This window comes from Streptomyces sp. NPDC021096 (assembly GCF_040641275.1).
Taxonomy (GTDB): Bacteria; Actinomycetota; Actinomycetes; order Streptomycetales; family Streptomycetaceae; genus Streptomyces.
This window is the reverse complement of sequence record NZ_JBFADG010000002.1, coordinates 435,790-449,341: the sequence shown is the minus strand read 5'-3', so window position 1 is coordinate 449,341 and position 13,552 is coordinate 435,790. Positions and strand designations below refer to the sequence as shown.

The following is a 13,552-nucleotide window of genomic DNA, read 5'->3' as shown; positions in this document are numbered from 1 at the left end:
GCGCATGTCCGCGTACTCCGCACGTCCCCTCCCCCTGCCGGCCGTCTACGGGCACGACACGGTCGCGCTCGCGTTCGCGGCCGCGATCGGCGAGGCCATGGCCCCCGCCGAGGAACGGATCGACGGTCTCGAGGCGGTGCTCGACCCCTGGCGTGCGCCACCGGCCTTCCTGGACTGGCTGATCCGGATCACCGGCGCCCGGGTGGAGCCGGGCTGGCCGGAGGGCCTGCGGCGCAAGGCCGTCGACCTCGCGCCCCGCCTGGCCGCTCATCGCGGGACGCCGTACGGGCTGCTGCTGGAGGCCCGGGAGATCCACGGCTGGGTGCCGCCCCGCTTCGCGCTCGTCGTCGACGACCCCGGCCGCGTCTTCACCCACCACGACCCGGCACCCCGCGCCGGACGCATGCTCACCGTCACCCTGACCTCCCCGGCCGGGGAGGACCAACGGGCCCTCGAGAGCCGCCTCACGCGCCTGGTAAGGGCGCACTGCCCCGCCCACCTCCCCTTCAAAGTCAAGGTCACGGTCGCCCTCGCGCACAAGGCTCCTGACGAGAGGTCACAGCAGGGATGAGTCTGCCGACACCCGAGTACGACGGACGCACCCGCGACGAGATCGTCGCCGGCACCGTCGCCGCCGTACGGCGGAAGGTGGGGACCTGGACCGGCCAGGACCGGACGGACCCCGGCCGGGGCCTGATCGAGACGTGCACCGACATGGTCGTGGCCCTGCGCGACCGGCTCAACCTGGCCCCCGACCAGCGCCGGCTGCAGATGCTGCGGCTCCTGGGCGTACGGCCGTACCGGCCCGCGCCCGCACAGACCGAGGTCGTCCTCCGGCTCGCCGCGCCGTCGCCCGAGCCGGTGGTCGTCCCCGCGGGCCAGGAGGTCGCCACACGACCGGTGGGGGAAGCGGAACCGGTCGTCTTCAGCACGCTGACGGAGGCGGTGCTCAACCCCTGTGTCCTCGTCGCCGCCGGGGACTTCGCGGAATCGAGGAAGGCCGACGGCGCCCTGGAGGGCATGCTGACCGAGTTCGGCTCCGCGTCGGGCCGGACCGTCGAGCCGGGCGGCCCGGCCTTCGCGGGGCCGGCCTTCCACCTCAACCTCCCCTACCTCGGCGACTTCCCACCGCCCGGGGACGCCTTCGCGAACACCGGCCCGGTGAGCACGGCCAGTAGCGGCTCTTCGCACTCCTCCTACGCCCTGGTCGTCCTGTCGGTGCCCGTACCGAGTACACGCGTGACGCTGGACGTGAGCATGGGCGTCGGACTCGCACCCAAGGTGGGCACGGGCGTCACCCAGGGGCACTGGGAGGCCTGGCAGGGCACGCACTGGACCGGCTGCCGGGTCGTCACGGACACCGTGACCGTCCAGGGCCGGCCGGGCAAGGTCACGCTCGACCTTCCCCCCGCCCACGCGCCCGCCCAGCTCCTGCTCCACCGGGCGGCCGGAGAAGGCGGCGGCGACTCCGTGCAGCGCCTGAGGGACGTCGGGCTGATCCGCTACCGCGCCGACGCGGGCCAAAGCCCGCTGACCCGGGTCGCGCTCGACCCGGTGCTCGCCGTCTCCGTCCCCGTCGTCCAGGCCGGGCTGGTACGGAACGAGGCCCTGGGCACCGCGACGGGCACCCCCGGCGAACGCCTCCGCTTCACCCATCCGCCGCTGCCCCGCAGCACCGACCCCCTCGTCGTCGAAGCCGTACTCGGCGGGCGGACCGCACAGTGGACGTACGTCGCCTCACTCGCCGGATCGGGCCCCGACGACCGGCACTTCACCCTCGACCCGCGCACCGGGGAGGCCGTATTCGCGCCCGTGGTGGCCGGCGCCCGGGGACCGCGACAGCACGGTGCGCCGCTGCCGGCGGGAGCGGTCGTACGGATCCGGCGCTATCTGACCGGCGGCGGTGCCCGCGGCAACGTACCCGCCCGCACCATCACCGTGCTGCGCACACCGCTGCCGTACGTCTCCTCCGTGACCAACCCCGCGCCGGCGGTCGGCGGCACGGAACGCGAGAGCGCCGCCGCCTGCGCGACGCGCCTGCCCCTGGGCGCCCCGGTGCCGGAGCGGGCCGTCGTCCCCGTCGACTACGAACAGCTCGCGCTGGCCGCGTCGGCGGGCATGGCCCGTATCCACCACGTCCGGGACGCACCCGACGACGCGCTCGACCCGGCCCGCAACTACCTGCCGTGGCGGCCCGCCAGGACGGACGTCGCCTTCACCCTGGCGCCCGGCGCACTGACGCTTCCCGCAGGGATACAGGTCACCACGGAGGACGGCGAGACGGTCTTCACGACGACGAAGGAGGCCACGCGCGTACCGCCGGACGCGATGGGCGCGGCACGCCTCGGGCTCGTCCCCGGCGTCACCGCCGCCGTCGGGATGTTCGAGGCGGGTGACTACCAGGCGGGCGGGGAGTTCTCCGGGCCTTTCAAGGAGGGCGGCGGGCTGGTCCTGGCCCTGGTGGAGATCAAGAAGCCGCATGATCCGGGCCGCCTCACGCTCTGGGTGACGGCGGGAGGGGACCGTGAGCCGGAGGACCGCATCGCGGTGTCCGTGTTCGCGCCGAGGAAGGCGGCTCCGTGGTGGGACACCGCCGCACCCCTCGCCTACGCCTCCGCACCCGCGCAAGAGATCACGCCGGCGAACGGAACGACGGTCTCCGCCCACCCCGTCCACGTGAGCAAGTCCGCGCGGTGGCAGGCGGCCGTCGCACGCGGCGACCTCGCCCGCACGGCACAGGACGCCGTCGACAGGCGGGGCGACGACTTCCCGGACGAGGAAGCCGCATGGTGGATCGCCGTCCAGATCCTCGACCCCAAAGGCACACCCACCACGCCGTACACGGTCTACGCCGACTCCGGGACGACGGACAAGGTTCCCGCCGAACAGTACGAGGAGCACGACCGGGCACGAGAGCCGTTCTCGTCCACGGACAAGCCCGGTCAGGTCTACCCCCTGTTGCACTCCCCGGTGTACGTCCCGGAGGACGAGGGGCTCCCCAAGGTCCTCGTCGGCACCGAAAGCTGGTCTACCGTCACGTCCTTCCACGATTCCGGCCCGGACAGCGAGGACGTGGTCATCAACGCCAGTACGGGCCAGGTCCACTTCGGCCCGGAGGTGACGGGCGGCCCCTCGGGCACCCGGCAGTACGGCGCCATCCCGCTGCCCGCGGACACGCCCATCACCGTGGACGGCCCGTACAAGAGCACGCTCGGCGCAGCGGGCAACGACATCCCTGCGGGCAGGATCAGCCGGCTGAAGAACCCGGACGACCGCATCGTCGGCGTGCGCAACGTCTCCGCATCGCGCGACGGCAAGAACGGCTACACCGACACCAGTGGTGGCAGCACCCAGGCCGGCGTGACGCTGATGGTCGTCCCCTTCGTGACCGCCGACGAGCGGGGCTGGTTCCCGTTCCACATGCTCACCCCCACCCGCGACGCCTGCGACACCTTGCGCCGCTCCCTGCGCGCCTGCCAGCCGGAGGGCGTTCCGGTGTGGCTGAAGCAGCCCGCCTACCACGGCATCCGTGTCGATGCCCGGATCGTTCCCACCGACTACCGCACCGCCGAGGAACGCGCCGAGCTCCGCGCCGCCGCGGAACGCGCCCTGTACCGGTACTTCAGCCCCGTCGGCGGCGGCCCGGACGGCACCGGATGGCCGCTGGGGCGCCCGGTGTACGCGGGCGAGGCGTTCCGGGTGCTGGAACAGGTGCCGGGGGTGGGCCGCGTCGCCACGGCCGAGCTCGTGCCGGTCGATCCGCTCGACGGCTCGGCGTCGGACCCCGTCGTACGGATCCGCTGCGGCCCCGGCGAGACCGTGTACTCCGTCGAACACCGAGTCACCGTCGCGGAGGTTCCCTCATGAGCGATCCGAACGAGCCCTTGCTGATGGCCCCGGACTGGGGTGCGGACGCTCTGGCCGTCGTGGACCTCGCGGCACCGGAGCATCCCGAGGTCCGTTTCCCTTCTGTGGGGAGCAACCCACGCGCCGTCGCCGTCAGTACGGACGGCACCCGGGCCTACGTCGTGAACCACGACGACGGAACGCTGTCCGTGGTGAACCTCGCGGTCCCGGAACAACCGGTGCTGGGTGCCGTTCTCGCCGGGAACAGCCCGTGCGCCGTCGTGGCGGGGCTGGTGCACGACCAGGTATGCGTGGCCGCGTGGGCGGACGGCGAGGTCGTGGTGTTCGACAAGGAAGGGGTGCGGGAAGGACCGCCGCTGCCGGTCGGTAGCGGCCCCTGCGCGCTGGCGGCGGCCCCGGGCGGCGGGGCGCGACGGGTCTGTGTGATCGACGAGACGGACGCCACGGTGTCGGTGGTGGACGTGAGCCAGGCGGGCGCGCCGTCCGTGAGCGCGACCGTCTGCGTACCCGGGGTCACCCGGGCGGTCGCGGTGGCGCCGGGAGGACGCTTCGCGTACGTCGCGAGTCGGGGGGAGGGCACGGCGGATGGCTGGGTGACGGTGCTGGACCTGGACGCCGACGGCGCGGCGGTGGGTGACCCCGTGCCCGTCGGGGCCGAGCCCCGTGCCCTTGCGCTCGGCCCCGCCGGCGACCGCCTGTGCGTGGCGAACTACGGCTCCGCGTCCGTCTCCGTCGCCACCGTGGACGTGGACAGCGGGCGGATCGACACCCCCGGCACCGTTCCGGCCGGCGCGCATCCTGTCGCTGTGGCCTTCTCCCCGGACGGCGGAGTGATCCATGTCGTGGGCCAGACCTCGGGCATTCTCACGGCCATCCGCACGGACACCCTCGGCCACACGGCCGTCGCGCTGAAAGGCGTGCCCGCAGGGGTGGTGTTCGGCCCGGACGGCCACCACTCCTATGTCACCGATCAGGTCACCGGACAGCTGACCGTCGTGCGTGCCGCCCCGCGCAGGACGGCCGGCATCCCGGCCGGAGAGGGGTCGAGGCCGGTCAATGCCGCCGTGTCCCCGGACGGCACCTGGGCCTACGCGGCCGACTCCGCGTCGGACAACGTCGCGGTGCTGGACCTCGAGGGCCTCGCCCCACTCGCCCCGGTCCCCCTCGGGGCCGCGCACAAGCCGTGGGGCGTCGCCATCGCACCCGACCGGGGGTTCGCCTGCGCGACCAGTCCGGATTCGTCGCATCTTCTCGTCCTCACCCCGGTCCCGGGGAACGAGCTCGGCACCGGCGGCGACGTCACGGTGACCCCGGTCCCCCTGGCGTCCGACGCACGCCCGTACGGGGTGGCCGTCACCCCCGACAGCCGGTACGCGGTGACCGCCGACTCCGGTACGGCGACGGTCTCGCTCGTCGACCCGAAGGGCGGTACGCACACGATCGGTGCTGATGTCGTGGGGTGCCAGGGGCCCACCGGTGCCGCCGTCTCCAAGGACGGTCGGACGCTCTACGTGGCCGACTTCGCCCCCGAACAGCAACAGGGGTCGCGCGGGCAGATCGCCATACTTCACAGGACAGGGCCGGAAACCTGGGAGCGACAAGGCGCCATCGGCACGCAGAAAGGCCACCTCGCGGGCCCGCACGAGATAGCCCTGTCACCCGACGAACTGCGGCTCTACGTCGCCAACTACGACAACGGAACCGTCTCGGTCCTCAGTCGCACGTCGTTGGAAGCCGACTGGGACTTCGAGATGGCCGTGACCAAATCCCCTGTCATGAGGCAGCCCTACGGCCTGGCCCTGTCGCCCGACGGAACGACCCTCTACGTGTCCAACACCGCCACCGACCGGGGAACGGTCGAGGTGTTCGACGTCACCGTCAACCCAGCGGTGCACCAGCCGCCACCGATCCAGGTCAAGAGCGGCACGGACCGCGTTTATCTCGGGCTCGCCCTCTCCCCTGACGGCCACTACCTCTACGCGGTCGACCCCGAGGAGTGGAAGTCGGGAAACGGGGCGCCGGGCACGGTGTACGGCATCCGGCTGGGAGGAGGCGATCAGATACAGCCCGTCGCCACGGCCCAGGCCTACATCGACCGGCCCGGTGCGCTGGTGGTCTGCCGGGACAACCGGACGCTGTGCGTCGTCAACCATGGCAAGACGAGCCCCGACCCCCGCGAAGCCTGCCTGGCCGTGATCACCGTCAAGGACGACTCGCGACTCGAAGTCGAGCGCACCGAGACCCGCCCCCTCGACAAGAACGACTTCCCGTACTCGGCGGCGATCTCCGATGACGGGACGCTGTATGTCACCAACTTCACCAGCAGGACGGTCACCGTCCTCGGGTCCAAGGTGACGCCCGTCAAGGTCGGACAGCCAGGCGCGTCACAGCCATGGGACGTGGCCGTCACCGACGACGGCGCCTACGCCTACGTCACCGACCGCACCGCCGATTCCCTGCGATGCGTCCGCCTCTCCGACCACCAGGTGACCTCTTTGGACGTGGGACGGGACCCCATGGGCGTGACAAGCGTCCCGGGGGGCGGCCTCCGCGCCTATGTCGCCAACCACGGGAGCGACAGCATTTCGGTCATCGGCCCCGACGACGCCTCACCGGGCACGCCCAAGGTCGTCGCCACCTGGCAGCTTCCAGAGAACACCAAGCCCGAATCAGTGTCGGTATCCGCGGACAGGGCCTGGCTCTTCGTGACCACCGAGAACAGCGGAGAGCTTCTGATGCTCGACACCCGGACCGGAACGCCCCGCTTCACCGTACCGGCCGGCGAACGGCTCACCGGAAGCGCACCTCACCCGCAGTCCGCGAAGCACCTGGTGTACCTCGCCGACGAGGCGGGCGCGGCCGTATCGGTGGTCGACACCACGACGCTCGCTCCCTTGGACACGACGACCCCGCTGGGGCTCGACGTACGGCAGGCGGTCGGCGTGCCGACGACGAACTGACCGTACCGACTCCACCCACCCCTCCGGCGCGGACAGAGGCACACAAAATGATCGAACTGGTCGACCAGGCATTGAAGTCACGCGTACAGCAGGATGTGACATGGCCGCCGCCGGGCATCCCCGTCACCTTCCAGCCGCCCGGACGCGACGGAGCGCTCGGTGAGACCGCCGGCTCCGAGGCGGTCGGTGTCTACCTGTACGACATCCGCGAGGACCTGGACCGGCGGCAGACCGGCACCGTCTACCAGTACGACGTGGCGTCGGTCGGCGGTGCGCCCCGCCAGAAGAGGGCAGAGTCCGACCCGCCGCGCTATGCCCGGCTGTCGTATCTGGTCGCCGCCTGGGCCCCGGACGCCCTCAGCGCCCACCGCATCCTCGGCGAACTCCTCGTCGGCTTCGCCAGGAGCCGGGTCTTCCCCGTGCCCCTGCCCCCGGAACTGGAGGAGATGGAGTTGTCCGCGCTCCTCGACGTCGGCCACCCGCCTGCCGAGGACCGTGCTCTGACGGAACTGTGGAGCGCGAAGGGGCACATGCTCACCCCCGCCCTCAACGTGACCGTGACCATCCCCCTGCTGTCCTTCCTCCCGGACAGCTACACCCACTGGGTGACCGGGCCCCCTGTCGTCCGCGAGGCGCTCAAGCCCGGGCCGGGGACGGACGAGGACGCGCGGTGACCGCCACCGCACACCCCGGAGCGCCCACCGCCACGGCCGCGGACTGGCTGCTCGCCCGACTGGCCGTCATCGAGGCCCGGGTGCGGCGCGCGATCGCCCACCGTACGGGCGAGGAGTCCGCACCCGCGGAGCTCCTGGCACCGCCCTTCGACCCTTTCCAAGGGCTCTACATCTCCGACGACATGGCCTCGCACCTCCTGGACGCACCGGCCGGCCCGCTGATCCCCGCCACCGCGGACGACGCCCTCGCCGCCGCTCTGCGCGCCCGGGAGGACGCGGCCGCGGCGGCCGGGGCCGCGCCGCCCCCGCGCCGCCTCGCCGAGGAGTTCGGGCTGGACGCGCTCGCCCTCGACATGGTGGTGATCGCGCTCGCCCCCGACGTCGACGCCCGGTTCGAGCGCTGCTACGGCTACCTCAACGACGACATCACCTGCCGCCACGCCACCACCGGCCTGGCCCTCGCCCTCTGCGACGTCCCGAGCGCCTCGGTGACCGCCCGCCGGGTCCTCGCGGCCGACGCGCCCCTGCGCGCCGGTGGCCTCGTGGAGATCCCGGATGTCTCCCGGCCGTTCCTGACCCGGTCCCTCCGCGTCCCCGACCGGGTCACCGCGCACCTGCTGGGCGACGACTCCCTGCCGTCCTCCCTGCGTCACCTGCTGGCCCCGCCCGAACGCGGCCGGCCCTTGGGCGAGGGCCCCGTGGCCGAAGCCGTGCGGCACCTGACCCGGCTGCTCGCCCACCGCCACCCGGTCCACCTGCGCGACAGCCCGGACGGTACGGCCGAAGCCGTCGCCGAGGCGGCACTGCGCGCGTGCGGACGGCCCGCGCTCCGTCTGGACCTCGCGGGCCTGGCCCACGAGACGGACCCGGCCGGGTTCGTTCGCGCGGCGCTCCTCGAAGCACGGCTGCGCGGCCATGGGCTGATCGTCGGCCCCGTCGGTTCCCCCGACGCCCGGCACGTACAGGACCTGCTCGCCCCGCTCGCCGGCGCCCCGGTTCCTCTGGTCCTCACCGGGAGGCAGCCGTGGGACGCCCGCTGGACGGCCGCTCCCCCGGTGCTCGCCGACTGCCCGCCCCTGACGGCGCCCGAACGCACCGCGCTGTGGCGGTACGAACTCGGCGCCCACGCCGGCACCGTGACCGACGAGGCGGTCGCCGTCGGCGCCCGGTACCGCCTCGGCCCCGGCCGGATCCGCGCCGTGGCCGCGGCGGCCGGCCGGCGGGCCGCCGCACACGGCACCCCCGTCGACGCCGCCGCGGTCCGGGACGCCGCCCGCTCGTGGAACGGCGGCGCGCTCGACCGCCTCGCCCGGCCCGTACGCCCCGCTGTCGGCTGGGACGATCTGGTGCTGCCCGAGCGGACGCACGAGCAGCTACGGGACCTCGCCCGGCGCGTACGCCACCGCGACCGGGTCCTGGGAGAGTGGCGGATGCGGCCGGGCGGGGGACGCGGGCGTGGCATCACCGCCCTGTTCAGCGGCGGCTCCGGGACCGGCAAGACCCTGGCGGCGGAGGTCGTGGCCGCCGATCTCGGCCTCGACCTGTATGCCGTCGACCTCGCCACGGTCGTCGACAAGTACATCGGCGAGACCGAGAAGCACCTCGAACGGATCTTCACCGAGGCCGACGCCGTCGACGCCGTCCTCCTCTTCGACGAGGCCGACGCCGTCTTCGGCAAGCGCACGGCCACCCACGACGCCCACGACCGCTACGCCAACACAGGGACCTCCTACCTCCTCCAGCGCCTGGAGTCCTTCGACGGTCTGGCCCTGCTGACCACCAATATGCACGCCAACATCGACGCGGCGTTCCTGCGCCGTCTCGATCTCGTCGTGCACTTCCCCGCGCCCGACGATGCCCGGCGCCAAGCCCTGTGGGACCGCTGTCTGGGCACCGCCGCACCCCGGGCCGACGACATCGACCAGGAGGGCCTGGCGGCCCTCGCCTCCGCCTTCGACCTGTCCGGCGGCTCGATCCGATGCTGCGTCATCACCGCCGCCTACCGGGCCGCCGACGAGGACCGCCCGCTCACCATGGCGGATCTGCTGACGGCCGTCCGCGAGGAGTACGCCAAACTCGGCCGCTATATGGACGAGTCCCGCTTCCCCACCGGGGAACGGCCATGCGCCCCGCGCCTGAGCCCTTGAACCCTTTTCGGGATCAAGGGCTCAGGCGGGTCAGCCGGCCGTCACGGGTCGCACGCGGGGGCAGGTGAGGGTCGCCTTGCCCTGGTAGGTGGCCCCTGGGGTGTCCATGCCGCCGGAGAGGTCGCTCGCCGGGGACTCCACGGTGAAGACCACGTCGAACGGGCCACCGTTGACGACGACCTCCGTCTCGCCCTGACTCGTCCTGCCGTACGTGGCGCGGTTCTCCGAGGGCACCTTCAACTCGACGCCCAAGGTTCCCGGTTTCGGAAAGGTCGGTGTCACGTAGCCGACGGGCGGGATGACCCACGACTCGATGTCGTCGGGCACACAGGCGATGTGCTGTTCGATCCGAAAGCCCGCCGTTCCCAGCGGCAGGGGGGCGGGTGGCGGCGGTGGTGTGAGCACTTCGGGAGGATTCATGGTGAGCGTGACCATGTCGCCCTGCCTCACCACGATCTTCTGCACGGGGCCTCAGCCCCCCTGACCGGGCTGGCCGGCGATCTGGGTGATGGTGAACTGGACGAACTCGGCGGGACGCACCGGTGCGATACCGATGTCACAGATCACCTGACCGGCGTCGATCGTCGCCGAGGTGTTGTTCGTACGGTCACAGATCACATAGAAGGCTTCATCGGGAGTGCGGCCGAGCAGCGCACCCTGACGCCACTGATCGGTCAGGAAGCTGGTGACCGAGTGCCGGAGGGTGGCCCACAGGCGGTCGTCGTTGGGCTCGAAGACAGCCCAGGTGGAGGACTGACGGATGGAATCCGACAGGAACGACACCAGACGACGCACATTGAGATAGCGCCAGTCACGACTGCTCGAGCGCGTACGGGCACCCCACACCAACAGACCCCGGCCGGGGAAGACCCGCAGGCAGTTGACGCCCTTGTCGTTGAGTTCCCCGTTCTGGTCGTCGGTCAGCAGGGTGGGAAGGTCGAGCACGCCGCGCAGGTTCTGGTTGGCGGGGGCCTTGAAGACGCCGCGCTCGGCATCCGTACGGGCCCACACACCGGCCAGATGACCGGACGGCGGCACCGTACGCGGAACACCGTCCACACCGGGCACCTTGACCCAGGGGTAGTACAGCGCCGTGAACGCCGCGGCATCCGAGTCCGGCGAGTCGAGCGTGCCGACGAACGTCTTGAGTGGCTCGACGAGTTGCCCGGGCGGCGCGTCGACCACCGCGAGACGGTTGCGCTGCGCGGTGCAGTGGGCGAGGACCTTGCCGATGAGCGACTTTCCGGTCGGCAGAACCGGGGCGGGCGGCTCCTCGGCCTCGGTGGCCGCGACGGTCATGTCCCAGAGACTGGGCACGGCGACCATGGTCACTTCCGGCACCGTCTCCAGGCCGCCGAGTCCCGTGCGTGCCTCCGCGTCCCCGCCGAGGCCGGATTCCGTCACGACCGCATGCGGATTCAGGAAGCCGACGACGTAGCAGGACGTGCCGCCGTTGGCGAAGAAACCGTAGACCGCCTCCGCCAGCGTGAAGCATCGCTGGAGTACCTGGATCCTCTTGAAATCGGCAGGTGCCTTGTCGCTCTTCTTCCGGAGAGCCGACAGCTCTGTCCCCAGCCCCGCGATGCTGTAGCGGTCGGCGAACTCCTGCCAGCCGCGGATCGGCTGGGGGACGGTGCGTTCGTCCAGTGTGAACGGAGGGGTCCCCGCCCCACCGGCATTCCCGGTCGGTTCGGTGGTGTATCCGAGGAAGGCCGGGGTGGAGGTGCCCACTCCGACGATCATGCGTACGCCGCTGGACTTCTCCGTGACGTAGACACCCGGAGGCTTCGTCGTCATCGCTGTTGTTCCCCTTTCGGCTGATCGGCTCCGGGCTATTCGACGGTGATGTCCTCGTAGGTGATCGTCACCTGTTCCGTGGCGATCCCGGAGTTGGCCGCGCCGAGCTGGGGGCCTTCCCAGCGGGATGCCCAGGCGTTGGCGAGGTGGATGCGGCGGACGGTCTGCTTCTGTGCGTCCTTCAGCGCGATGGTGATGTTCTGCCGGGCGCTGTCGAGGTCCGCGTTGACCAGCGTGGCCTTGATCCAGTCGGTGAACGCGGTGCTCTTGTCCATGCCACGGGTGATCGTGATCTCACCGCTCTTGCGAGCACCTGGCTGTTTGCGCACGATCAGCTCGCCCGTCGCGGACACCTGCCGGACTTCGACGACGTCCTGTTCCAGGGTCAGTCCGGACACGTCCTGGACGGTCTCGACCTGGAACTTGCCCAGTTCGACGGCGAAGGTGCTGCTGCTGAAGGTGTCACCGGTCAACACGTGCGTTGCCTCCTGGGTTCCGGGCGTCAGTTGTTGGCGCCGGGCTGGCCGGCGATCTGGGTGATGGTGAACTGGACGAACTCGGCGGGACGCACCGGCGCGATACCGATGTCACAGATCACCTGACCGGCGTCGATCGTCGCCGAGGTGTTGTTCGTACGGTCACAGATCACATAGAAGGCCTCGTCCGGCGTACGTCCGAGCAGCGCCCCCTGACGCCACTGATCGGTCAGGAAACTGCTGACCGAATGCCGAAGGGTGCCCCAGAGACGGTCGTCGTTGGGCTCGAAGACAGCCCAGGTCGAGGACTGACGGATGGAATCCGACAGGAACGACACCAGACGACGCACATTGAGATAACGCCAGTCACGACTACTGGAACGCGTACGGGCACCCCACACCAACAGACCCCGGTCAGGGAAGACCCGCAGACAGTTGACGCCCTTGTCGTTGAGTTCCCCGTGGCGTTGGTCGGTGAGCAGCGTGGGGAGGGACAGCACGCCGCGCAGGTTCTGGTTGGCGGGGGCCTTGAAGACGCCGCGCTCGGCATCCGTACGGGCCCACACACCGGCCAGATGACCGGACGGCGGCACCGTACGCGGAACACCGTCCACGCCGGGCACATTGACCCAGGGGTAGTACAGCGCCGTGAACGCCGCATCCTCTACGTCCGGGCTCGCCAGATGCATGAGGAATTGCGGCACACCGGCCGGTGCGGTGTCGGGCGGTGGTTCGAGGAGGGCAAGCCGGTTGCGCATGGTCACGCAGTGGGCGACCACCTTGCCCATGATGGCGGCGCCGATCTCCGGCGTGGTGTCCTCGCGCCATACGTCCGGGACGGCGACCATGGTCACGTCCGGCACCGTCTTGAGTCCGGCCAGACCCGTGCGTTCGTCGGGGTTGCCGTCGACCTCGTCTGCGAGGGTCTTGTCGGGGTCGAGCCGGAGGACGTAGCAGGATGTTCCTCCGTTGGCGAAGAAACCGTAGACCGCTTCGGGCAGCTGAATCTTTCCGGACTGCTCGAAGTATCCGGCGAGGACGGTCAGCTCTCCCTCGCGCCGTTTGAGGTCGGCCAGTTCGTTCCCGGCCGCGATCCAGAGCCCGTACGGCCCGGGAAGGGCTGCCGCCACCTTCTGCGCCGCGGCTTCGGCTGCTTCCCTGTCCTCTTCCCTGACAGCTTCGCCGGCCCAGTCGGCGGCCTGCACCAGGACGAGGACGGTGATCTCTTGCTGGGTGAGGACGGGGGGATCGCCTGTGGTGGCCTTCTCCGCGAGGTCCGTTCCCAGGCGCTCGAGCTCCGCCTCGGCCTCCGTGACGGCCCCGGACAGCCTCTCCAGCTCCCGCTCTAACTCCTCCACCCCCATCGGGGAGCGGAAGTGGAACGTGTCCACGAACTCGGACCAGCTGCTGATCCGTACCGGCGGCGTGGGCGCCTGTGGGCCGCGCACGGTGTAGCCGAGGAATGCGGGGGTGGACGTCCCCACCCCGGTGATTGTCCGGACTCCGCTCGAACGCTCCTTGATGAACACTCCGGGTGCCAACGGACCTGAAACCATGCCCGGTTTGCCCCTCTCATCGGGAATGCGATCCTTCAGCCAACCACTCCCGCGGGGTACGCGCATGCAAATGGA

At 71.2% G+C, this 13,552-nt stretch carries 9 protein-coding genes; 5 read left to right on the top strand and 4 right to left on the bottom strand.

Annotation, left to right across the window (positions count from 1 at the left end; translation table 11 throughout):
• Nucleotides 1-4 precede the first annotated feature (4 nt).
• From AB0G59_RS05690 to AB0G59_RS05670, 5 genes are read left to right on the top strand one after another with little or no spacing between them, the layout of a single operon-like run.
• Nucleotides 5-571 (top strand): phage tail protein, encoded by a 567-nt coding sequence (locus AB0G59_RS05690; protein WP_360908356.1) that lies wholly within the window; start codon nt 5-7, stop codon nt 569-571.
• A complete protein-coding gene (locus AB0G59_RS05685) occupies nt 568-3,867 on the top strand; it encodes a baseplate J/gp47 family protein (RefSeq protein ID WP_360908354.1) in 3,300 nt (1,099 codons plus the stop codon). The genes AB0G59_RS05690 and AB0G59_RS05685 overlap by 4 nt, the downstream gene beginning before the upstream one ends.
• Nucleotides 3,864-6,827 (top strand): beta-propeller fold lactonase family protein, encoded by a 2,964-nt coding sequence (locus AB0G59_RS05680; protein WP_360908353.1) that lies wholly within the window; start codon nt 3,864-3,866, stop codon nt 6,825-6,827. Before AB0G59_RS05685 ends, AB0G59_RS05680 begins: the two co-directional genes overlap by 4 nt.
• Nucleotides 6,828-6,874: 47 nt before the next feature.
• Nucleotides 6,875-7,501, top strand: a complete 627-nt coding sequence (locus AB0G59_RS05675) for a DUF4255 domain-containing protein (protein ID WP_360908351.1) — start codon at nt 6,875-6,877, stop codon at nt 7,499-7,501.
• Nucleotides 7,498-9,648 (top strand): ATP-binding protein, encoded by a 2,151-nt coding sequence (locus tag AB0G59_RS05670; RefSeq protein WP_360908349.1) that lies wholly within the window; start codon nt 7,498-7,500, stop codon nt 9,646-9,648. The genes AB0G59_RS05675 and AB0G59_RS05670 overlap by 4 nt, the downstream gene beginning before the upstream one ends.
• 30 nt (nt 9,649-9,678) lie before the next feature.
• On the opposite strand, the gene AB0G59_RS05665 is transcribed toward AB0G59_RS05670, so the two are convergent.
• Genes AB0G59_RS05665 through AB0G59_RS05650 form a run of 4 tightly spaced genes read right to left on the bottom strand, consistent with a single transcriptional unit; the run spans nt 9,679 to nt 13,405 of the window.
• Nucleotides 9,679-10,113, bottom strand: a complete 435-nt coding sequence (locus tag AB0G59_RS05665; protein ID WP_360908347.1) for a hypothetical protein — start codon at nt 10,111-10,113, stop codon at nt 9,679-9,681.
• Between the two features lie 6 nt (nt 10,114-10,119).
• Nucleotides 10,120-11,445 (bottom strand): phage tail sheath C-terminal domain-containing protein, encoded by a 1,326-nt coding sequence (locus AB0G59_RS05660; RefSeq protein WP_360908345.1) that lies wholly within the window; start codon nt 11,443-11,445, stop codon nt 10,120-10,122.
• 35 nt (nt 11,446-11,480) lie between these two features.
• The gene (locus AB0G59_RS05655; RefSeq protein WP_360908343.1) at nt 11,481-11,921 is read right to left on the bottom strand and encodes a phage tail protein; all 441 of its coding nucleotides are present in this window, start codon (nt 11,919-11,921) and stop codon (nt 11,481-11,483) included.
• 26 nt (nt 11,922-11,947) lie between these two features.
• Nucleotides 11,948-13,405, bottom strand: coding sequence for a phage tail sheath C-terminal domain-containing protein (locus AB0G59_RS05650; protein ID WP_360908341.1), 1,458 nt, complete (start codon nt 13,403-13,405; stop codon nt 11,948-11,950).
• Between the last annotated feature and the right edge of the window lie 147 nt (nt 13,406-13,552).